This window comes from Candidatus Acetatifactor stercoripullorum (assembly GCF_944382095.1).
Classification (GTDB): Bacteria; Bacillota; Clostridia; order Lachnospirales; family Lachnospiraceae; genus Acetatifactor; species Acetatifactor stercoripullorum.
Genome location: NZ_CALWMU010000014.1, coordinates 1 through 21808 on the forward strand (window position 1 = coordinate 1; position 21808 = coordinate 21808).

Sequence of the window (21808 nt, forward strand, 5' to 3'; positions counted from 1 at the left end):
TGGGTTGAAATTTAACTGAAAATAGCACTCTCTCGGATATGCACTGTCGCTCCCCTCGCGGGGGCGTGGGTTGAAATCTCAAAATTTGTTTTATCGGATGGTAATGTACTGTGTCGCTCCCCTGGCGGGAGCGTGGGTTGAAATATCACCCCAGTCCAGCTTCTGGCCGCAGTCACAGGTCGCTCCCCCGGCGGGAGCGTGGGTTGAAATATGATCTCTGCCTCTGGGACATTCAGGGCGCTCATTGTCGCTCCCCTCGCGGGAGCGTGGGTTGAAATACTATACTGTGGTGTATGACGTTGATTTTTCAGCGTCGCTCCCCTGGCGGGAGCGTGGATTGAAATGACAAAATGCTTGTAGATTATTCTGAGGGGTCTGGTCGCTCCCCCCGTGGGAGCGCGGATTAAAATCCCCTATAGAGGCGTGGCTTCTTGTTTCTTATTCATTATGATTAAAAATCATTTCCCTTCGAGAAGAAAAAATTAGAATTCACACCTCTTCCACAGCATAGCTTCACGTTCTTTGATTGTGTTCTCTTATATAAAAATATTCTATAATATTATTGATAACCCTTCTTATAATAAAAGCACCCCAAATCCGCAGATTCAATCTGAAAAAATAGATACAAGAGATGGATTTTGCCGTGAGAAATGAATAAATAAATGCTATCAGTGAAAAATAAAAATTATTTTTCGTGGAGGGAAAAGAATTGTACGGCTTCTTTTTTGGATGGTATTTAAAGTGTCAGTCCGACACACAGACATTGGCAGTGATACCCGCTTATCATAGAACAGGGCGAAAGCGCACCTGTTCCATTCAGATAATTACAGATCAAGAAACCTGGATGATTCCATATAAAGCAGATGAATTCCGCTGTGTGGGAAAACACATTTCTATCGGGAAAAACCAATTTAGTGAGAAGGGCATCCGGCTGTCAGCGCATACAGCACAGGTGACTGTGGAAGGGAAGCTGAAGTTTGGTTCTCTTCTTCCTTTGAAATATGATATTATGGGTCCTTTTGCGCTGGTGCCCTTTATGGAATGCCGCCACAGAGTGTGGAGCATGGGGCACTTGGTAAATGGCACCGTATCTATTAATGGAGAGAAATACTTGTTTAAAAATGCCCGGGGATATTGGGAGGGAGACAGAGGGGTGTCATTTCCGAAAAAATATATCTGGACCCAATGTTGTTTTCCCGGTGGGTCTTTAATGCTGGCAGTGGCGGATATTCCCATTATGGGCATACATTTCACCGGTATTATAGGAGTTGTGATATGGATGGAGCGGGAGTATCGGTTTGCTACCTATCTTGGAGCCAGAGCAGAAAGGATTCAAAATAAAAAGGTTTGTATTGTCCAGGGAAATCTGGAGCTGGAGGCAAGGCTCATTAAGGCCTTTTCCCATCCTTTGAAGGCGCCGTCCCAGGGGGATATGGTGAGGACAATCCATGAAAGCGCGGCCTGCCGGGCATTCTACCGCTTCCGCAAAAAAGGCCGCACAATTTTTTCTTTTCAAACAGACAAGGCCTCTTTTGAATTTGAATATCCCTCCTGCGTATCTTGACAAACAAAATTCGGGTGTATATAATAAACATACCAAATGAATGTATAAGCAGGAGAACAAGTAAGTGGCACGAAACAAATACCCGGAAGTGACCGTAGAGCGGATACTGGAGGTATCCGGGCGCCTTTTTCTGGAAAAGGGATATGAAAATACAACCATCCAGGATATCGTGGACGGGCTGAATGGCCTGACAAAGGGAGCGGTCTACCATCATTTTAAGTCCAAAGAGGATATCATCTGCGCTTTAAGTGAGAAACTTTCTTCTGACAATAATCCGTTGGTGCTTGTGAAGCAGAAAAAGGACTTGAACGCATTACAGAAAATGCGGGAAGCGGTTAAGCTGAACCAACGAAATACCCAGGAAAAGCAGCTTCATATGGAGGCGCTTCCTTTATTGAAAAACCCCCGTGTCTTTGCAGAAATGATAAAATCTGACCGTCAGAATCTCACGCCGTTATGGCTGGATTTGATAGAAGAAGGAATTGCGGATGGCTCCATTCAGACAGAATATCCCAAGGAAATCGCAGAGCTGATTCCTTTGCTGGGCGATGTGTGGCTTTATCCCAATATCTTTCCTGCAACAGAGGAAGAAATGCTCCATAAGTTTCTATTTTTTAAGGAAATGCTTGAGAAAATGGGAGTTCCCATCATTGACGAGGAGCTGGAAGGGCTTATAAAGGCAAGAATTTGCCAGATCTCAAAGCTATAGAACAAGAAGATGCCTGAATAAAAGGCTTTTTTGTTTCCTGATATACATTCATTCAGAATGTATGAATAGAGGTGCAGAATTGGAGATTCCACACGTGTTCCTCAGCACAAAAACGCTTCGGAAGGGAGGCAAAAATGAGCTATATTTTTATACACGGACTTGGGCAGACTCCGTCAAGCTGGGATCAGGTAACAGCCCAGCTTCCAACAGACGTGCAAATTTATCGGCCTTGTTTAGCAGCGATTGCAGGAGATAAACAGATGACATACGAAAATCTCTATCAGGCATTTGAAAGCGAATGTAACCGCATGGAGACGCCCTTATGCCTGTGCGGCATTTCCCTGGGCGCTGTTGTGGCATTACAGTATGCCCTGAATCATCCGGAAAAAGTAAAGTCTCTCATGCTGATTGCTCCCCAATATAAAATGCCGAAACTGCTTTTATCCGTTCAGAATATGGTATTCCGCATTCTGCCCCAAAAGATGTTTTACGAAATGGGCTTTTCAAAAAGAGATATGATTACATTGACAGCATCCATGAAGAGGATAGACTTTACGCCTCTGCTGCATGAGATAACCTGTCCTTCCTTCATTCTCTGCGGGCGGAAGGATAGAGCAAATCAAAATGCCGCAAGAATGCTGGCAGACTTGATTCCAAATGCAAAATTGTCTTTCATTGACAATGCAGGTCACGAGGTGAATATAGACGCTCCCGCAGCCTTGGCGGGTTTTATAAAAGAGGCATGGTTTCAAAGCTAGACAGCTGCACTGCCCCTCTCAATCCACCTCCGCCAGGGTCACCTGATTTTTGCCGATTCTCTTGGAATGGTATAAAGCTGCGTCGGCCTGGCCGATCAGCTCCTCCATGGTGCTGTCCATGGAAGGAAACATAACGGCTACACCTACACTTACCGTGACGCTTCCGTCTGGCCCGGGAATTGCGCGATCCCGCACACGCTCCAGCAGGCCCCAGGCCGCAGACAGAGCCTCCTTCTTGGAGCAGTCTCCCAAAAGGAAAAGAAATTCCTCGCCTCCATATCTTGCCGCGCGAATGCCCAGATCCCTGGAATAGGAGAGTATGATTTCGCCGATGATTTTCAGGCAGGTATCTCCTGCCTGATGTCCCAGGGTATCGTTGTATTTTTTGAAATCGTCAATGTCAAGCATCATGGCGGCAACGGGCAGCTGCATTTTCTGACAGCGGCGAAAGCAGGGAGGCATATTTTCGGAGGCCCAGCGTCTGTTGGGCAGACCAGTGAGAGGATCTGTCCGGTTGAGCACCTCCAGCTTCACTAACGACTCTCCGCTTCTCAGCCGCAGATCCGTAATGATATAAAGTAAAAAATAGACTAAAATCAAGGCGGTGACACCGCTAAACAGATCATAGCTGATGCTGCGCGGTGTTTTAAAAAGCAGAACGAGTACAAGAAAGACAAAAAAAGCTCCTGTAAGAAGGAACGCCATGGTATAAAAGGGCAGAATAAACAAAACACAAACCAATACCAGACTTAGGGGAAAGAAAATGGCCGGCTGGCTGGGAAAAGGGAAAACGCTGATGCTGATAGCATAGGCGAGAATCGTACATACAAACAATATACAGGCATTTCGAATCACCCCATAGGATTTATCGGCGGCTCGGCAGCAGCGTTCGGCAAAGAGTAAAAAGCCTGCGGCGGCAGCGCCGAAAATGAGATAACACCAGATCAGAATCCTATTGGGCATTAACATCCAGGTAAGGATACTGTATAACAGCAAAAAGATACAGAATGCCCAGGAGCAGTAACGCAGCAAAATGGCATTGTCATCCGCAATCTGCTTTTTTGACATGGAAAAATACTGTCGGCTGCGCGCTGCAAAAAGGGCGGGCTTAATCAAAAGTTTTCTCATCTGGAACCCCCTTTTATGTAAGAATCATTTAAAAGTTCAAAAATCTGCTAATTTAAAATTATACTGTAATACTGAGAAAAATTCAACATTTAGGGTCCCGGAAGCCCATTGATTTCCCTGAAAAATTCTTTTATCCTAAAAAGGGATATAAAGACGGGGATGTGCAGAAAGCGTTCCCTCAGAAAGGAGATTTCAGAAAATGAAGGATCTGCAGATTGTAAAGGTAATCGGAAGGGAAATCATAGACTCCAGAGGAAATCCTACCGTTGAGGCGGAGGTGACTTTGGCGGACGGAAGCACAGGGAGAGGCATGGCTCCCAGCGGCGCGTCCACAGGAGAATTCGAGGCCCTGGAGCTTCGGGACAATGACAAATCCAGATATCTTGGAAAGGGTGTGTCCAAGGCGGTGGAAAATATCAATACGGTGATTGGGGAAGCTGTGTCGGGAATGGACGCTTCCGATATTTACGCCGTAGATCAGGCCATGATCCGGGCAGACGGCACTAAGGATAAGTCGAAGCTGGGGGCAAACGCCATTCTGGCGGTTTCCATTGCAGCGGCCAGAGCAGCTGCCATTTCCCTGGACATTCCGCTGTACCGGTTTTTAGGAGGCGTTTCCGGCAACCGGCTTCCCGTACCTATGATGAATATTTTAAACGGAGGAGCCCATGCGGCAAACACTGTGGATGTGCAGGAATTTATGATCATGCCGGTGGGAGCTGCAAGCTTCCGGGAGGGACTGCGCTGGTGTACGGAAGTATTTCACGCGCTGGCGGCTCTGTTAAAGGAAAAGGGACTTGCCACCTCTGTTGGGGACGAGGGCGGCTTTGCGCCGGACCTTGCCAGTGACGAGGAGGCTCTCCAATATATTTTAAAGGCAGTGGAAAAGGCGGGATATGAGCCGGGAAAGGATTTTATGCTGGCAATGGACGCAGCTTCCAGCGAGTGGAAGGGCACAAAGAAGGGCGAATACATACTGCCTAAGTCGGGGCTTCAGTTTACCTCCAGGGAGCTGATTGCCCACTGGAAGGGCTTAGTGGAAAAATACCCTATTATCTCCATAGAGGATGCACTGGACGAAGAGGACTGGGAGGGCTGGCAGCTTCTCACAAAGGAATTGGGAGATAAGGTACAGCTGGTAGGAGACGACCTGTTTGTGACCAATACCGAAAGGCTGAAAAAGGGAATTGAATTAGGCTGCGGCAACGCTATTTTAATCAAGCTGAACCAGATCGGCTCCGTTTCAGAGACCCTTGAGGCCATTAAAATGGCGCACAAGGAAGGCTATACGGCAATTTCCTCCCACCGCTCCGGTGAAACCGAGGACACCACCATTGCGGATTTGGCGGTGGCGTTAAACACCTGCCAGATCAAAACAGGCGCTCCCAGCAGAACAGAGCGGGTGGCAAAATACAACCAGCTGCTGCGCATTGAGGAAGCCCTTGGGGTGGCGGCAGTTTATCCCGGGATGGGAGCCTTTAATGTAAAACGCTGAGGTTTAGCTTAACAGAATTTCTCAATGGAGATGTTTTAAAATGGGAGGAAACAATATGTCATTTAAGTTTGATGGAAAGAAAACTGGAATTTTTGCGGCAGGAGTTCTCTTTGGCACTGCGGGAATCAAGCTCTTGTCCAGTAAGGACGCCAAGAAATTTTATACAAGCTGTGCTGCTGCCGCCCTCAGAGCCAGAGAATGTGTGATGAACACAGTGACGAAGCTTCAGGAAAACTGTGAGGATATCTATGCGGATGCGCTGCAGATCAATGAGGAGAGGGAGGCTGCTCAAATGGAGTACGCGGATACCTCTGAGACTGTGAAGAGCAATAAAGAAGGCGCAGAAGAATGAGGTTTGTAATTAAGCATGAAGGAAGGGGACGCCTGCGCGTCCATATGGTACAGAAGCGTATGAGCTGCAGGGAGGCGGATACGCTTCTGTACTATCTTGAAAGCCTTGCCTTTGTGGAGAAGGCAAAGGTTTATGAGAGAACCCAGGATGCGGTGATCTGCTATCAAAGAGGCAAACAGCAGGTGATAGAAGCGCTGCAGCGGTTTTGCTATGAAAAAACCAGGGTTCCCGAGGAAGTTTTCCAAAATTCCGGAAGGGCCATGAACCGGTTCTATCAGGAAAAACTGGTCACTGCCATAGTGCTCCACTATGGAAAAAAGCTGTTTTTGCCTTATCCCTTAAGCTTTATTCTCACGGGCTTTCGCTCCTGCAGATATGTCTGGAGGGGCTTAAGACTGCTTTTGAAAAGACGGATTGAGGTGCCGGTGCTGGATGCAGTGGCCATCACAGCGAGCATGCTGAGAGCGGATATGAGCACAGCGGGCTCCATTATGTTTCTTCTTCACATGGGCGGAATTTTGGAGGAATGGACTCATAAGAAATCGGTGGGAGACCTGGCCAGAAGCATGGCGCTTCACACAGAAAAGGTGTGGCTTGTGAGGGAGGACGGCGGGGAAATACTGATTCCGGCGTCTGATGTGCACAAGCAGGATAAAATCCGGGTGCGCATGGGAAGTGTCATTCCCTTTGACGGAGAGGTGGTTCAGGGAGAGGCCATGGTGAATCAGGCTTCTTTGACGGGGGAATCTCTCACTGTGAGAAAAGGACCGGGCAGCTATGTATATGCAGGTACTGTGCTGGAGGAGGGAGAGCTTTCCATCTGCGTCAGAGAGACTGCCGGGGCAAGCCGGTATGAGAAGATTGTGACTATGATCGAAGAGTCGGAAAAGCTGAAATCCTCTCTGGAGAGCAAGGCGGAACACCTGGCTGATAGACTGGTGCCCTATTCTTTGCTTGGCACGGCGCTCACCTACCTGGTTACCAGAAATATGACCAAGGCTCTTTCCTTTCTCATGGTGGATTTTTCCTGCGCCTTGAAGCTTGCCATGCCCATTACGGTGCTGTCGGCCATCAGACAGGCCGGCGCTGAAAGCATTGCCGTAAAAGGCGGAAAATATCTGGAGGCCATGGCGGAGGCGGACACCATTGTATTTGACAAGACAGGCACCCTGACAAAAGCCCGTCCCCGCGTGGCGAAGGTGATTTCCTTCAACGGAATGGAGGAAAATGAGCTTTTGCGTATAGCGGCCTGCATGGAGGAGCATTTCCCCCATTCCATGGCCAGAGCCGTGGTGGAGGCTGCAAAGGAGAGAGGCCTTGTGCATGAGGAAATGCACTCCAAGGTGGATTACATAGTGGCCCATGGCATTGCCACCACCATCCAGGGAAAGCGGGCAGTGATCGGCAGCTATCATTTCATTTTGGAGGATGAGCACTGCGTGATACCGGAAAATATGCACCAGGTATTTGACAGGCTGCCAGAGGAGTATTCCCATCTTTATCTGGCCCTGGAAAATCGTCTGGCAGCAGTGATCTGCATAGAGGATCCCCTGCGTAAGGAGGCGGCGGAGGTCGTAGATGCGCTGAGAAAGGCGGGGCTAAAAAAAATCGTCATGATGACTGGGGACAGTGAGAGAACCGCCCGGGCCATTGCCGGGAAACTTAAGCTGGATGAATACTACTTTGAGGTGCTGCCGGAGGATAAAGCCCGGTATGTGGAAAAGGAAAAGGCCCTTGGCCGGAAGGTTGTGATGGTGGGAGACGGTATCAACGACTCTCTGGCGCTCTCCCATGCGGACGTGGGTATCGCTGTCAGCGACGGAGCGGAGCTTGCCAGAGAGATTGCAGATGTGACCATAGCCGGAGAAAATCTGTACGGAATTGTGAAGCTGAAACTGCTCAGCAATGCTATGGTGGGGCGTATAAAGAAGAATTACAGGCTGATTGTAGGCTTTAACGCCGGTCTCATTGCCCTTGGGACGGCCGGGGTGATACAGCCTGCGGCTTCCGCGCTTTTACACAACACCTCCACCATTGCCATCAGCTTAAAAAGCATGGAAAATCTGCCGGAGACAGAAGCAAGCCTTCCTGCAAAAGAAAGAGAGGAAGCCTCCTAGAGTATTTTGCGGATATTTTCCTTTATTTTTTCATTGAGACAGGCGTAGCGGATCAGCTCTTCCTCGGTAAAGCCCTGAAAACGAACCTGATCGTAATCATTTTGGGCAGTGGCAAATTCTTCCAGAATGCCGTCGCAGGGGGGAAGGAACTGAAAGGAGAGAATTTTGTCCGAAACCTCCTTCTTTCCCTTGCTTTCGGCCTTCTTTTCCCGAAGCTCTTCCATGCGCAGATACCCCTTGGAGACCAGCCGCTGAAGGCTTACAGAGAGGGCGCGGCGTGACAGATTTACAAAATCCGCCAGCTCCTTCCTGCTCTGAAAGCGACTGTACTGGCTTAAATAAAAAAGCACCTTTACATCGTTTAAGGTCAGATCGTTTTTAACAGCGATGGTCTCCATATAACGTTCTAAAAGCTTGCGTTCTCTGTAAGCTTCCATAATGATTCCGTCGCTGTCAACTGCCCCGGAGAAAATGCCGGTGCGCTCATCCCCCAGTTTTTTAGAGCCAGGCAGAATGGACAGGGGAACCAGACCGTCCGTGGCAGCCTTCACCAGAAAGCTGTAAACCTGCAGGCGGTTTTTTTCGTATTCCTCTTCGTCCAGAATATTTTTATAAAAATTGTTGTAGTAGTCAAACATCAAAAGCTTCATCTTTATGGTTTTAGACAGACTCATGCCCTGGCTGACCAGTGAGCCTTCCGTTTTTACATAATAGTATACAGGAGCCTGAAGGGCGTAGAAGGTTTTGGCGTGGTAAATATATTCCAGATTAAACAGGAAATCCTCGCACCAGCTTAAGGCTGCGTCCATGCGAAGCTGATGCTTCTTTACAATATCCCGGCGGTAAAGCTTGTTCCACAGTACGCCGTAGTAAAAATCTGCGGGATTTGCCATCATATGGGCGGCGTAAGCCTCTCTGCCCAAAACCCCTTCCTCCTCGATATCCCCCTTGTGGGAAATCCGTTTCCCCACCACACGGTAGAAATCGGCGATGACCATATCGCAGTGGTGCTCTGCTGCGGCCCTGACAAAAAGCTTAGTAGCGTCAGGAGTCAGCCAGTCGTCGCTGTCTACAAACTGCAGATACGTGCCCCTGGCCCGGTCCATGGCATAATTTCTGGTGTCTGAAACGCCGGTATTGGGCTTGTGAAACACCCGGACCCGGGAATCCATGGCGGCATATTCGTCACAGATTTTTCCAGAGGAATCCGTGCTTCCGTCATCTGTAAGCAAAAGCTCATAGTCTGTATACTCCTGATGAAGAATGCTGTCCACACAGCGCCTGATGTACTTTTCCCCATTATAGACCGGAACAATGATACTGACAGTAGGCTCCATTTCCCCATACTCCTTTTGAGAATTTATCACTGTTAAGCATTATAATATCAAATTTGTACACTTAGCAAGTGCATCTGGTAAAAAAAAGCGATCTGTGGTAAGATGTATGATACTTGGGAATCAGACAAACGAGGGATGAGGGATGAAGGTTTTGATTTTATCCTGCGATACCGGCGAGGGACATAACTCGGCTGGCAGGGCGGTAAAGGAATTTGTGGAAAAACAAGGCGATCAGGCTGTGATGCTTGATATGATGCTTTTAAAGGGAAAAAGAGTGTCAAGGGCGGTCAGCCAGACCTATATCAATGTGGTAAAGGGTGTTCCCGGTCTGTTTGGCTTTGTTTATAAGCTGGGGGGCCTGATTTCTTCTCCAAAGAGGAAATCTCCTGTGTATTTTGCCTGTGCGCTGGTGGCAAAAAGCCTGCGGCGCTATCTGGAGGAAAATGATTTTGATGTAATTGTGACGCCCCATCTTTATCCGGCGGAAACCCTGACTTATATGAAAAGAAAAGGCTGGCTTGCCCAGAGCGTGGTGGCGGTGTGTACTGATTACACCTGCATTCCTTTCTGGGAGGAGACGGACTGTGACTATTACGTGATTCCTCACGAGGATCTGAGGGGCGAGTTTACAGACCGGGGCATACCGCAGGAAAAACTGCTTCCCTGGGGAATCCCGGTGCGCCTGGCATTTTTAGAGCGGCCGGACAGGGTCCAGGCCAGAAAGAATCTGGGGCTTGCAATGGATCATCGCATTTATCTGGTGATGGGCGGAAGCATGGGCTTTGGCATGATACAGATTTTCGTGCTGGAGCTGGCAAGACGGCTGATGGAAAAGGAAGAAATTATTGTAATCTGCGGCAATAACCAAAAGCTCAAGGATAGACTGGCTCAGGAGCTGGGCGGCAGAGAGAGCGTAAAGATTTTAGGGTATACGGATCAGGTGGCGGATTATATGGCGGCCTGCGATGTGATCTTTACCAAGCCCGGAGGCCTAAGCAGTACTGAGGCTGCGGTGCGGCATATTCCCATCGTACATACCAAGCCCATACCGGGCTGTGAAAACCGGAATCTGGAGTTTTTCCAGTCCAGAGGCATGTCTGTGGGAAGAAGAAGCTTTTTTGGACAGGTGAAGGCCGGCAGAAAGCTGTTGGAAAAAGAAAAGCTCAGACAGGATATGATACAGGCCCAGGAGAGGAATGTGAAGCCGGATTCGGTGAACAAAATTTACGGATTGTTACGGGAGCTGGCACAGTTACAGGGGTGAGGAAGCAGTGACGACAAGAGAAATTTTATTTGTAGTGGCAGGATATCTTTCGGGAAGCGTATTGTATGGCTATCTGCTTCCCAAATATTTCAAAAAGGTGGATGTGACAAAGGAAAGCGACGATGGGAATCCGGGGACGGCCAATGTATTTAAATGCGCGGGGGTGCCTATGGGAATTCTGGTGCTTTGTCTGGAGCTTTTAAAGGGCTTTATCCCCGTGCATCTTGCCTTTGGGGCGGTAGACCCTGCAAGAAGCGCCTTTGCATTGATACTGGCGGCGCCGGTTTTGGGTCACGCCTATCCCTTCTGGAACCTGAAAAAGGGCGGAAAATCCATTGCGGTGTCCTTTGGGGTACTGCTGGGATTGCTCCCCATCTGGACGCCGGTGCTTTTGCTGGCGGCCTTTTACCTGGGATTTTCACTTATTATTATCATACAGCCCCATTTCTTCCGGTCGGTGATTACCTTTTTGCTGTTTTTTGCAGGAGTGCTGTGCACCGTGCCCATGGAGAGCATTGTGGCCGGCTGTCTGGGAATTTCGCTGATTGTGATTCACAAGCACTTTGTGCGCTATCAGGGAGAGAAGCTGAAAATCAGGATTTTGGGGAGCGCGCGGTAGAGAGCGGGATGATTTTCGGTTTTTTTAAGAAAATTTTATGGTCTGTCTGGTGACGAAGCGGAAAAGATATGTTATTCTTAAAGACGCAGAAGGCATCGCCAGAAAAGAAAACCGGCTGCAGGAGGTCTTTTTGGCTTCTGCAGCCTTTCTCAGCATAAAAAGGATGATAGGATGAGCAAGGATTTTACAAATAAGGATTCAGGCAGAGATTCCATAAACGAGATGGAGCAGATTCAAAAAGGGCTGGAAGCGTTTCTGCAGCAGGAGCTTAAGGAAATGCAGGATGAAAAGGATACAGGCGGCACAAGCAGACAGCCCCAGCTTTTTACCATAGGAGAAGAAGAAAACCAGGAAAAGGAGATTGATATTATCGGTTCGTCAGACAGAGGCAGGAGACAGGACAACAGAAGAAACACAGAGGATTATTTTGAGGATTGGGACAGCGGGGAGCCTGTAAGAGACAGAAAGACACAAACCTATTCCCGGGATACGCGCCAGAGAACTGCAGGTCAGGGGAAAAAAGGCTCCAAGACATCCGGGGGAAAGAACGCCAAAGCATCGGGAGGGAACGCCAAAGCAGCAGGAAAGAGCTCCCGCAAAAAAGAGGCGCAGACGGAGACAAAGGGCAAAGCCTCACAGCCCGCAGAGAGAAAGCAGAAAAAGAGAAAAAAGAAAAGGTCAGGTCTTAAGAAATTTCTCATCACCGTTGCGGTGCTTCTGGTTTTTCTGGCAGGAGGCTTATATCTGGCGGTGGGCGCGGTTTATGCCCAGATGAACTATGAACCTGTAGAATCGGTGTCTGCACAGCCCATGAAGGAGGAAGGGGTAGTCAATATTCTGCTGATTGGAAATGATTCCCGGGAAAACGGCGAGGACGGACGCTCGGACGCCATGATTCTGCTTTCCATCAGCAATAAAACAAAGAAAATTTATATGACCTCTCTGCTTCGTGATATGTATGTGGAAATTCCGGGACATGACAATAACCGGCTCAACGCCGCCTATTCCTTTGGAGGGGCGGAGCTTCTCATGGAGACCGTCGAGCAGAATTTTGACATTACCGTGAACCGTTATGTGCTGGTAAATTTTGAAGCCTTTGCAAATCTGGTGGACGCTGTGGGGGGTGTGGACCTGGAGCTGACCAGCGAAGAAATCGAATATGTAAACGGCTATCTGGTGGAATATAATATGCTGTTAGGCCGTCCGGAGGGAACGGATTACATGGATACCTCCCAGAGTGGGCTGGTGCATTTAAACGGGCCTCAGGCTTTGGCCTATTGCAGAAACAGATATCTGGGAACGGACTTTGGGAGAACGGAGAGACAAAGAAAGGTGCTTTCTGCTGTGATCGGGAAGCTACCCTCTGCCCTTTTGACCAATCCCGGTGAATTGATGGGCGGCCTGATGCCCAATCTCACAACCAATCTGACCCAGGGAGAATGCTTCCGCTTAAGCCTCATGGCGTATAAGCTTTTAAGCTACGATATCATACAAAACAGCATTCCCTTAGAGGGAACCTACTCCAACGCCACGATCCGCCAGATGGCAGTTTTAGAGGTAGACTTTGAAGCCAATAAGGCCTATCTTCGGGAAAATATATATGGAGAGAGCGCACAGTAAAGGAGGAAGCGGAAGATGGCTACCATTTTGTTTGTGTTTGTAGGTGTGATCTGCCTTATGCTGGGTGTCAGAACCTTTTGCGCGGAGGAACGAAATAAGGTGTTTAATAAGCGGCCCATTCAGGTGACGGACGTAAAGAAATACAATCGTCTCTGCGGGGCGTTGATTATTGGCTTTGGCATAGCTGCGGAAATCACCATTTATTTTATGGTGACCACCCAGGGAATCGTCAGCAGCCTCTGTACTCTGGGAATTGTGGCGGAGGCTGTCATTGTGATGGTTTTGTATCAGGCCATTGAGAGGAAGCTTTTGAAGAGAAGGTAATACGTACAGAGAAGGGAATTGCCTGAAGAAAGCAGCTGTAACAGCTTGTAAAAAGTGAATAGAGGCACTTGACATAGATAGGCTGCCTATATATACTGTAAGTAGTATATAGGCAGCCTATCTATGTCAAAAATGATGATTAAAAAACAGGAAAGGAAGAAGAAAAATGGCGGTTGACAAAAGTCTTGTTTCAGGAAGTATGACTATGCTGCTTTTAAAGCTGCTGGAGGAAAAGGATTTATATGGATATGAAATGATAGAGACCTTAAGAGAACGTTCTGAGAATGTTTTTGAATTAAAGGCGGGCACCCTGTATCCTCTGCTTCATGCCATGGAAAGCAAGGGACTTGTAAAATCCTACGAAAGGGAAGCTGGAGGAAAGACCAGAAAGTATTACAGCATTACCAAGGAGGGGAAAAAGCTGTCTTTGGCCAAACAAAAGGAATGGGAGGAATATTCCCGGGGAGTCAGAGGAGTCATCGGAGGTGGCGGCTATGGATTTGTCTGAATATATAGCCGTGGTCACGGCACAGATGCGCTGTAAAAGAGCCCGGGCGATGGTGGCGAAGGAGCTTGCAGACCATATTGCGGATCAAAAACAGGCCTATGTGGAGACGGGAATGGATGAGGCTTCGGCAGAGCTTGCGGCAGTAAGACAGATGGGGGACGCGGTGGAGGTGGGCAGAGAGATGGACCGCATCCACAGGCCCAGAATGGATGTAAAGGTGCTTGCGCTGGTGGGCATCTTTTCCCCGGCTGCCTGCTTTTTGCAGAATATGCTGGTTATGGCCCAGGGAAATGGGGAATGGACCTTAAGGGGCGCAGCCTTCACTGCACTTCCTGTGCTTTTGGGAGTGGTTCTTATGACGGGAATTTTGTTTGTGGATTATACCTGGCTTTGCAGAAGACCCTTGACGGTATGGATTGTGTTTCTCCTGGCTGCTATGCTTCCGGTAGAGAGGATTGCAGGAAGAGAGGGAGGGGCAGAACTCATCCAGTACCTGCTGCTTGCTCTTTTTCTTCCGGCTTATGGGGGCGTCATTTATCATTACCGGAAAAAGCGTCTGCCTGGCCTGTTATTGTGCCTTGCATGGCTGGCGGCGGGAGCGCTGGTTTTCCTTTTTTGCACCGGCCGGTTCTTTTCGGTGATGACAATGGGGCTTGCAGGTATCCTGCTGCTTTCCTTCTGTGTGGCAAAGGGATGGTTTGAAATTTCACCATTTTCCGGCTTTGGGACTTTGCTTTTGACGGCAGGCGGGGGCGTCTGTGCTTTTGCCTGGTACATTTTGAAACAGGGAAATACCTATCAGGCAGCCAGACTGGAGGCCTTATGGAATGGGGGCTGGGAGAGCTCTTATATTGTGGAGGGAATACGCCAGATTCTGCAGAATCTGCAGATGGTGGGAGGAAAGGACATGTCCTTTCCCTGGGAGGGAGCTCTGGCTTTTCTTCTGCTGTTGGAAAGATTTGGAATTGTGGCGGCGGCTTTTGCGGTGGCCGGACTGGCAGTCATGTTTGTACAGATGGCGTCCGGGGTGAAAAAACAGAAAAATGTATTTGGCGGGATATTGGGAGCAGCCTGCCTTCTGGGGCTGTTTCTGCCCACTGTGCTTCATATTTTGTGCAATCTTGGCCTGATACCCTATAGCGAGGCAGTGATTCCCTTCCTGTTTCCGGGATGGACGGCAAACGCTGTCTGCTATACTCTGCTTGGCCTGTATCTGTCTGTTTATCGAAATACGGATGTAGCAGCATAATCCGGGATGCGCTGCAGCCCCCTGAAAATCCAGGATGCCAAGGGTTTTCAGGGGGCCGTGTGCTAGAAGAAAAAGAGCTTGAGCATTCCGGCAGCCACGGAAATGGACACCAGAATATGCGCCGTCAGGCTAAGGCTCTTTTCTTTGGCGCGAAGCCGGATCAGCAGGGCCGCTATGCTCAAAAGACCAAAGGCCCAGGAAATCAGCTGCTCTGCAATATAATTGGAGGGAAGGCTCGTGGCGCCAAGCACCGCGATCGCCATGCCCCAAAAGACCAGAAAATAAAAGACAGCCTTTTTCCCTTGCTCACTCTTTAAAAGAAATAAAAGCAATATCCCTAAAATACTGATGACACTCATTGCCACAAACATTAAAAAATAAAGTCCTAACATTTTGTTTCCTCGCTTTCTCTTTTGATACCAATAGGATACCTGGAAGACTTGAAGAAATTTAAAAGAGAATTCTGAAGAATTCTAAAGCTCCTGCCGCAGTGGGATTTGTATTGTAATTTCAAAATTGTCTGCGTCCTCTTTGATTTCCATGGAACCTCCGTAAGCTTTGGCGATTCCCTGAATGCTTTTTAGCCCCAGCTTCAAGCTTTCTCCCTGATGGAGGATTTTGCTTTTTTTGTTGCGCTGAATGAGGGTGAGAAGCCCATCTTTGGTTCCTATCAGCAGGCTCACCCGGTCTGCGGGGTCCGCATACTTTTCCACATTGGAGAGAAGATTGTCGAAAATCCGCTTCATTTCATTGATATCCAAATATGCCTGAAAATTTTGGCACTGGCTTAAATCGGTCTGACATGCAAAGCCTTCTTCCAGGCCATCAGACCATTCTGCCGCAAGCTGCTCCAGGAAAAGAAGGCCATTTTCTACTTTTTCCGGTTTCCTTCTTTCTTTCCCCAAAAGCAGCTCCGAAAGGGTCTTGATCTGCTCTGCCTTTTTTCTCACCAGCCCAAGATATTCACGAAAATTTTCCTCTGTCAGTGTATCCCTGCTTTCCATATATTCAGAATAGGAAAGTATGGAAGTCAGCGGTGTGCGTATATCGTGGGAGAGACTGTGGATCAGCTCCTCCCGCTCCGCATGAAAGGCCTGCTCCTTCTCTTGGAGCTCTCTTTGGGAGCGGGAGAGGAAATTAATGCTTTCCGCCAGCTGTGTCAGCTCATCATTGCCCTCCAGCGCAATCTCAAAATCCATTTCTGCTTCCCGAAGCCGCTCAATTCCATCGATGATAGTAAGGAGATATGCAATTTTCTGCCCAAACAATACCAGGAAAATTACAATAAAAATAATGATGCAGGCAAAAAAGCAGATCGTTTTCATCCAGGCCGTCAGAACATCCCGGGTCGCCAAATCTAAGACAATTCCATTGGCGCTCAGATAGGTGTCCGCAAGGGATTCGGAGGTATAGCTTAAAAACAGGTAAAAAAAAGCGGATATCAAAAAGCTGGCACAGATCAGCTCCACCAGCTCCGTCTTTAATTTCTTTCTCTTTTTGGAGGGCTTTGCTTTATTCCACATAGTATCCCTTTCCCCAGGCAGTTTTGATATATTGGGGAGTTCTGGAATTGTCTCCCAATTTTTTCCTGATATTTTTAATATGCACCATAATGGTTTCATCTCCCACTGCCTGCTCCTGCCACACGCTTTGGTAAATATTATCAAGAGAAAAAAGCTTTCCGGGGTGAAGCGCCAAAAGCTCCAGTATTTTGAATTCCGTGTAGGTGAGAACAATAAGCTCCCCGTCCTTGGTCACAGATTGGCTCTCCTGATCGATCACAAGATCACGAAAGAAAATTTTGCCGGAATGACCCGTCCGGTTCCCCGAAGCCTCTGGGCTTGGAAGAGAGTATTGCTGAACCCTGCGCAGCAGAGATTTGATCCGTATGAGAAGCTCCGCATTGGAAAAGGGCTTTGTCACATAATCATCTGCACCGGCCGAAAACCCCAGCATTTTGTCAGATTCCTCGGAATACGCCGTCAGAAAAATGATCGGGGCCATAAAGCGCTTTCTCAGCTGTGTGCCGGCGGAGAATCCGGACATGGCAGGCATACTTACGTCCAGAAGATATAAGTCAATGGTTTCCTCCGCTTTCTCCAAAACCTCCCTGCCGTCCTTTGCCAGCACAACCTCATAGCCCTCCTGTGTCAAAAGCATAGATAAGATATCTCTGATTTCCTTGTCGTCGTCGGCCACAAGAATTTTATTTTTTCCGTGTTCCATAACAGGCTCCTTTCGCTTTTTCATTCTTCCTAACTGACCGTGTGCCCTCCGGATCATTGCTTTAAAAACACTATATAATATTTCTGCGTTTCCTTCAAGGAGCTTGAAAATTGACTTTTTCAAGGGGCAAAAAACATTCAACTTGTAGTGCGAAAGGGGGCGTGCTAAAATAAAAATAAGCAGAATTTCCGTGCCCGTTTTGGGAGCGGAGCAGGATGTGAGGAGAGTATATGAGACGCAAAAGGAAAATGCGGAGACTGCTTTTGGGGATGCTTTTCCCCACAGCTGTTATGACAGCGTTGATTGCCTGCGGGGACGACCTTTCCATCCAGGTGCCCGCCGTCAGCTATCAGGACCTGGCCCAGCCCATCGGCGGGTATGGCGCCCAGGAGGACAACGAAGAGGATAACAAAGAGGAAAACGAGGAAAAAGAGTACAACGAGGAAAACAAAGTGCCTCCCGTCCAGGAGACCACCTCTCTTAGCACAGAAGAAGGGGTGGAGCAGGGAGGAAATGCAGCCTTGGAGGAAACGGACGGCCCCGAGGTTGTGACCATCACCATTTCTGCCGCAGGAGATACGGCCCTGGGCAATCACAAGGAGCAGGATTACGGCTACTCCTTCAGACAGGCCTACGATCAGGCAGCGGACGACAGTTACTTTTTTGAAAATGTATACGATATTTTCAGCCAGGACGATATGACCATCGTGAATCTGGAGGGGCCGCTGACGGATTCGGAGAATGCCAGGGAAGGACAGGTCTACAGTATCAAGGGAGACCCTGGTTATGCGGGGATTCTCACAAGGGGCAGCGTGGAGGCTGTGAGCATGGGAAACAATCACAGACTGGACTATGGGACACAGGGAAGCGATGATACGGTGGCGGCCCTTGAGAAGGAAGGCATCGTCTACGCCTTTGAGGAAAATACAGGTATTTACGAGGTGAAGGGAATTAAGATCGGAATTGTGTCTGTAAATGAGGTCTCCCAGGGAGCTGCCGTGGAAAAAACCATACAGGAGGGGATCACAGGACTGAAAGAGCAGGGGGCGGATGTGATTCTCGTGTGCTGCCACTGGGGCGTGGAGGGAGAATACGAGCCGGAGGACTATCAGAAGAGTCTGGGGAAGAAGTGTATCGACTGGGGAGCGGATCTTGTGATAGGACACCATCCCCATGTGCTTCAGGGAATTGAGGAGTACCAGGGAAAATATATCGTGTACAGCCTGGGCAACTTCTGCTTTGGGGCCAATCGAAATCCGACGGATAAGGACTGTATGATCTTTCAGCAGACCTTTACCTTTGTAGATGGCGAAAAGCAGGAGGAATCCTCTGTGCGGGTGATTCCCTGCTCTGTCAGCTCCACAAGCAGCAGAAATGACTTTAAGCCAACCCCTGCAAAGGGACAGGAGGCCTTGCGGATATTGGAAAAAATAAACGGGTACAGCAAAGCCTTCGGGGTGGAATTTGATCAGGAGGGTTATAGATGAGAGGAATTTATTTTGACGGAAAAGAAGCGGCTTATCGGGAGGATCTGCCTATGCCGGTCCCAGAATCGGGGGAAAGCCTGGTGCGGATTTTGATGGCTGCGGTGTGCAACACGGACAAGGAAATCTTAAAGGGCTACAGGCCGGATTTTCAGGGCATCATGGGTCATGAATTTGTGGGAGTGGTGGAAAGCTCCCCCGACCCGAAGCTGGCAGGAAAGCGGGTGGTGGGAGAGCTGAACGCCTCCTGCGGACATTGTATCTATTGCCGCACGGGGAGGCCCACCCACTGCAGCAGCCGCAGAGTGCTGGGAATGCACCAAAAGGATGGCTGCTTTGGGGAATATATGACCATTGATACAAAGCTGCTTCATGTGGTGCCAGATGGGCTTGCCACCAAGGCGGCCATTTACACGGAGCCCCTTGCAGCCGCCTTTGAGATCATGACTCAGGTCACCCTCACACCGGAGAAAAACGTAGCCATTCTCGGGGACGGCAGGCTCTCCTACTGCGTGGCTCAGGCCATGAACGCGGTGGGAAAGGAGGTTGTTGTCATCGGAAAGCATCCCGAGAAGCTTAAGCTTTTTGAGCCCTTTGCCCAGGTGAGCACCAACTGGGAGAAGGAGGGCTATGAGATCGTGGTGGAGGCCACAGGCTCCCCCTCGGGAATCCGGCAGGCCCTTGAAATGGTGCGGAAAAAGGGAACCATTGTATTAAAAAGCACCTATGCCGGAGAAACCACCCTTCCCATGAGCCTGATCGCCGTAAATGAGATCAGTATTGTGGGAAGCCGCTGCGGCCCCTTTGCACCGGCCCTGGAGGCGCTGGCCTCTGGGAAGGCAGTTTTTCCTGACATTACCTTGTTTGAGCTTGCACAGTATAAAGAGGCCTTCGCCTATGAGGGCTTTAAGGCGGGATTTTTGATTACAAAGCCGCTCACGCGGCAGAATGAAAGGAAAGATGATAAATGATGGAAAAGAGAAAATTGGAAAAGCTGGGAATTGAAACCTCGCTGCTAGGCTTTGGCTGTATGCGCTTTCCGGTGACGGCAGAGGGAAGGATCGACGAAGAGGAGGCAGAGAAGCTGCTGGATACAGCCATCAAGGGGGGCGTAAATTACATTGATACGGCATATCCCTATCATAACAAAGAAAGCGAGCCCTTTGTGGGAAGGGTGCTGCAGAAATATGACAGGGATTCCTTTTATCTTGCCACTAAGCTCCCGGTGTGGCTGGTGAAGGAGACCGGGGATGTTGACAGACTTTTTGAGGAGCAGCTTTCCAGGCTTAGGACGGATCATATTGATTTTTATCTGATGCACGCTCTTGATAAAGAGCGGTGGGAGGCCATGAAAAAAATAGGCTGCATAGAGCGGCTGGAGCAGCTAAAGGCCCAGGGCAAAATCAGGTATCTGGGATTTTCCTTTCATGACAGCTATGAGGTGTTTGAGGAGATTGTGAATTACAGGGACTGGGATTTCTGCCAGATTCAGTTAAACTATATGGATGCCGGGGAACAGGCGGGACTGAAGGGCTATGAACTGACTGCGAAAAAGCAGATTCCCCTGGTGGTGATGGAGCCGGTGAAGGGAGGCTCCCTGGCTTCCTTTGGGGAGGACATCACGGAGAAATTTAAGAGCCAGAACGAAAAGGCATCCATTGCATCCTACGCCCTTCGCTGGGTGGGCAGCCTGCCCAATGTGAAGGTAATTTTAAGCGGTATGTCCACCATGGAGCAGGTGGAGGATAATCTGGGCACCTTCAGTGATTTCCATCCCCTGACGGGTGAGGAAAGACAGCTTGTGGAGGAAGTGGTGGAAATTTTAAACAGCCGGGTGCGCAACGGCTGTACCGGCTGCCGTTATTGCATGCCCTGTCCGGCAGGCGTGGATATTCCGGGATGCTTCAAGGCGTGGAACACCTACCATATCTATCAGAATTACAATATGGTAAAGCATGCCTGGGAGGTGGAAATCGGAGAAAAGGGACAGGCCAAAAACTGTGTCAAATGCGGGAAATGCGAGCAGGCCTGCCCCCAGAAGCTATCCATCCGGGCTGACTTGGAAAGGGTGCAGGCGGATCTGGAACAAAAGGAAATGGTGCGCTGATGGAGAAGGCGTTTAAGCTGGATTTTGAAAATGATAAGGTGGGAAGCCTGTATGTAAACTGCTGCGGCTGTTCTCAAACCCAGAGTCTGCACAGCTTTGGACCGGCCTCCAAGCCCCACTATCTGATTCATTATGTGCTCAGTGGGAAAGGCATTTTTAAGTTTCACGATAAGGAATACCGGCTGGAGGCAGGCTACGGCTTTCTTATACAGCCCAATGAGCTGGCCTTTTATCAGGCGGATGAAAAGGAGCCCTGGAGCTATCTGTGGGTGGGCTTTGCGGGCAGCAGGGCAGAGGAATATTTAAACGCAATGGGGCTGTCGGGACGGCATCCCATCTTTGCCTGCGATAAGTCCGAGGAGCTGTACTCCATTGTGAGGGATATGATGGAGCACAATACCTTTGGCGTGGCGGACGATCTGCGGCGCAACGGCCTGCTGGGCGTGTTTTTGTCTGTGATTGCCGAAAATGCGGGGGTGGTGGCCAGGGAGGAGGAGGACAAGGGAAATCAGTATGTGAAGAAGGCGGTGTCCTTTATTCAGAGCAATTACTGTAATCCCATAAAGGTCACGGACGTGGCGGAATATGTGTGTATTAACAGAAGCTATCTTTACACCCTGTTTCAAAGCTATCTGGGCATGTCCCCTCAGCAGTTTCTCACCACCTTCCGTATCACCAAGGCCAGGGAGCTTTTGGACTCCACGGATTATCCCATAGAAAGCATTGCGCTCTCCTGCGGCTACAGCGATGCGGTGGTCTTTTCCAAGGCCTTTCACGCCATGCGGGGCATGTCTCCCTCCAGATACCGGAAGGAAAGCCACAGAGAGAGCACAAGAGAGCAGCTTAAGGAGGTAGAGCATCTCATCGCCCAGCTTCTGGAGCAAAAATGAGGACTGGCTTCTCATAATACAACATTTTGACAGGTTCAAAAAACATAATGATGTGGT

At 49.1% G+C, this 21808-nt stretch carries 21 protein-coding genes; 16 read left to right on the plus strand and 5 right to left on the minus strand.

Annotated features, from left to right (window positions below; translation table 11 throughout):
• The first annotated feature begins 844 nt into the window (after window positions 1-844).
• From SHK35_RS05765 to SHK35_RS05775, 3 genes are all read left to right on the plus strand, one after another.
• Window positions 845-1564 (plus strand): tocopherol cyclase family protein, encoded by a 720-nt coding sequence (locus SHK35_RS05765; RefSeq protein ID WP_318709031.1) that lies wholly within the window; start codon window positions 845-847, stop codon window positions 1562-1564.
• A 64-nt stretch (window positions 1565-1628) separates the two neighbouring features.
• Window positions 1629-2273: a TetR/AcrR family transcriptional regulator gene (locus SHK35_RS05770; protein WP_318709032.1), complete on the plus strand. Its 645-nt coding sequence runs from the start codon at window positions 1629-1631 to the stop codon at window positions 2271-2273.
• Window positions 2274-2407: 134 nt separating this feature from the next.
• Window positions 2408-3031, plus strand: a complete 624-nt coding sequence (locus SHK35_RS05775) for an alpha/beta fold hydrolase (protein ID WP_318709033.1) — start codon at window positions 2408-2410, stop codon at window positions 3029-3031.
• Window positions 3032-3049: 18 nt separating this feature from the next.
• Here SHK35_RS05775 and SHK35_RS05780 read toward each other — a convergent pair whose 3' ends face one another.
• On the minus strand, window positions 3050-4159 hold the full coding sequence (locus SHK35_RS05780; protein WP_318705225.1) for a GGDEF domain-containing protein: 1110 nt from the start codon (window positions 4157-4159) through the stop codon (window positions 3050-3052).
• A 199-nt stretch (window positions 4160-4358) separates the two neighbouring features.
• Here SHK35_RS05780 and eno point away from each other — a divergent pair, with 199 nt between their 5' ends.
• From eno to SHK35_RS05795, 3 genes are read left to right on the plus strand one after another with little or no spacing between them, the layout of a single operon-like run.
• The gene (gene eno / locus SHK35_RS05785) at window positions 4359-5654 is read left to right on the plus strand and encodes a phosphopyruvate hydratase (RefSeq protein ID WP_318709034.1); all 1296 of its coding nucleotides are present in this window, start codon (window positions 4359-4361) and stop codon (window positions 5652-5654) included.
• Between the two features lie 55 nt (window positions 5655-5709).
• Window positions 5710-6006: a DUF6110 family protein gene (locus tag SHK35_RS05790; protein WP_318705634.1), complete on the plus strand. Its 297-nt coding sequence runs from the start codon at window positions 5710-5712 to the stop codon at window positions 6004-6006.
• On the plus strand, window positions 6003-8123 hold the full coding sequence (locus SHK35_RS05795; RefSeq protein WP_318709036.1) for a heavy metal translocating P-type ATPase: 2121 nt from the start codon (window positions 6003-6005) through the stop codon (window positions 8121-8123). The genes SHK35_RS05790 and SHK35_RS05795 overlap by 4 nt, the downstream gene beginning before the upstream one ends.
• Here SHK35_RS05795 and SHK35_RS05800 read toward each other — a convergent pair.
• Window positions 8120-9460, minus strand: a complete 1341-nt coding sequence (locus SHK35_RS05800; protein ID WP_318709038.1) for a glycosyltransferase — start codon at window positions 9458-9460, stop codon at window positions 8120-8122. The genes SHK35_RS05795 and SHK35_RS05800 overlap by 4 nt on opposite strands.
• A gap of 142 nt (window positions 9461-9602) precedes the next feature.
• Between SHK35_RS05800 and SHK35_RS05805 the strand changes: the two genes are divergently transcribed.
• The 6 genes from SHK35_RS05805 (at window position 9603) to SHK35_RS05830 (ending at window position 15044) form a co-directional block, all read left to right on the plus strand.
• A complete protein-coding gene (locus tag SHK35_RS05805; protein WP_318709039.1) occupies window positions 9603-10724 on the plus strand; it encodes an MGDG synthase family glycosyltransferase in 1122 nt (373 codons plus the stop codon).
• 7 nt (window positions 10725-10731) lie between these two features.
• The gene (locus SHK35_RS05810; protein WP_318709040.1) at window positions 10732-11343 is read left to right on the plus strand and encodes a glycerol-3-phosphate acyltransferase; all 612 of its coding nucleotides are present in this window, start codon (window positions 10732-10734) and stop codon (window positions 11341-11343) included.
• A 171-nt stretch (window positions 11344-11514) separates the two neighbouring features.
• A complete protein-coding gene (locus tag SHK35_RS05815; RefSeq protein ID WP_318709042.1) occupies window positions 11515-12963 on the plus strand; it encodes an LCP family protein in 1449 nt (482 codons plus the stop codon).
• Between the two features lie 15 nt (window positions 12964-12978).
• Entirely contained in the window at window positions 12979-13287 is a 309-nt protein-coding gene (locus SHK35_RS05820) for a hypothetical protein (protein ID WP_318705627.1), read from the plus strand.
• 166 nt (window positions 13288-13453) lie between these two features.
• On the plus strand, window positions 13454-13795 hold the full coding sequence (locus SHK35_RS05825) for a PadR family transcriptional regulator (RefSeq protein WP_318709044.1): 342 nt from the start codon (window positions 13454-13456) through the stop codon (window positions 13793-13795).
• Window positions 13782-15044 carry a permease prefix domain 1-containing protein gene (locus tag SHK35_RS05830; protein WP_318709046.1) on the plus strand — a complete coding sequence of 421 codons (1263 nt, stop codon included), beginning with the start codon at window positions 13782-13784 and terminating at the stop codon, window positions 15042-15044. Before SHK35_RS05825 ends, SHK35_RS05830 begins: the two co-directional genes overlap by 14 nt.
• 62 nt (window positions 15045-15106) lie before the next feature.
• On the opposite strand, the gene SHK35_RS05835 is transcribed toward SHK35_RS05830, so the two are convergent.
• From SHK35_RS05835 to SHK35_RS05845, 3 genes are all read right to left on the minus strand, one after another.
• The gene (locus SHK35_RS05835; protein WP_318705576.1) at window positions 15107-15436 is read right to left on the minus strand and encodes a hypothetical protein; all 330 of its coding nucleotides are present in this window, start codon (window positions 15434-15436) and stop codon (window positions 15107-15109) included.
• 81 nt (window positions 15437-15517) lie between these two features.
• Window positions 15518-16567 (minus strand): sensor histidine kinase, encoded by a 1050-nt coding sequence (locus SHK35_RS05840; RefSeq protein ID WP_318709048.1) that lies wholly within the window; start codon window positions 16565-16567, stop codon window positions 15518-15520.
• Window positions 16557-17270, minus strand: a complete 714-nt coding sequence (locus SHK35_RS05845) for a response regulator transcription factor (protein WP_318709050.1) — start codon at window positions 17268-17270, stop codon at window positions 16557-16559. Before SHK35_RS05845 ends, SHK35_RS05840 begins: the two co-directional genes overlap by 11 nt.
• Window positions 17271-17500: 230 nt before the next feature.
• On the opposite strand from SHK35_RS05845, the gene SHK35_RS05850 reads away from it, so the two are divergent.
• The 4 genes from SHK35_RS05850 to SHK35_RS05865 are packed head-to-tail and all read left to right on the plus strand — an operon-like array spanning window position 17501 to window position 21751.
• Window positions 17501-18757 carry a CapA family protein gene (locus SHK35_RS05850; protein ID WP_318709051.1) on the plus strand — a complete coding sequence of 419 codons (1257 nt, stop codon included), beginning with the start codon at window positions 17501-17503 and terminating at the stop codon, window positions 18755-18757.
• Complete coding sequence (locus SHK35_RS05855) at window positions 18754-19725, plus strand: MDR/zinc-dependent alcohol dehydrogenase-like family protein (RefSeq protein WP_318709053.1); 972 nt, start codon at window positions 18754-18756, stop codon at window positions 19723-19725. The genes SHK35_RS05850 and SHK35_RS05855 overlap by 4 nt, the downstream gene beginning before the upstream one ends.
• Window positions 19725-20861, plus strand: a complete 1137-nt coding sequence (locus SHK35_RS05860; protein WP_318709081.1) for an aldo/keto reductase — start codon at window positions 19725-19727, stop codon at window positions 20859-20861. The genes SHK35_RS05855 and SHK35_RS05860 overlap by 1 nt, the downstream gene beginning before the upstream one ends.
• Window positions 20861-21751, plus strand: a complete 891-nt coding sequence (locus SHK35_RS05865; RefSeq protein WP_318705582.1) for an AraC family transcriptional regulator — start codon at window positions 20861-20863, stop codon at window positions 21749-21751. Before SHK35_RS05860 ends, SHK35_RS05865 begins: the two co-directional genes overlap by 1 nt.
• Window positions 21752-21808: the final 57 nt, after the last annotated feature.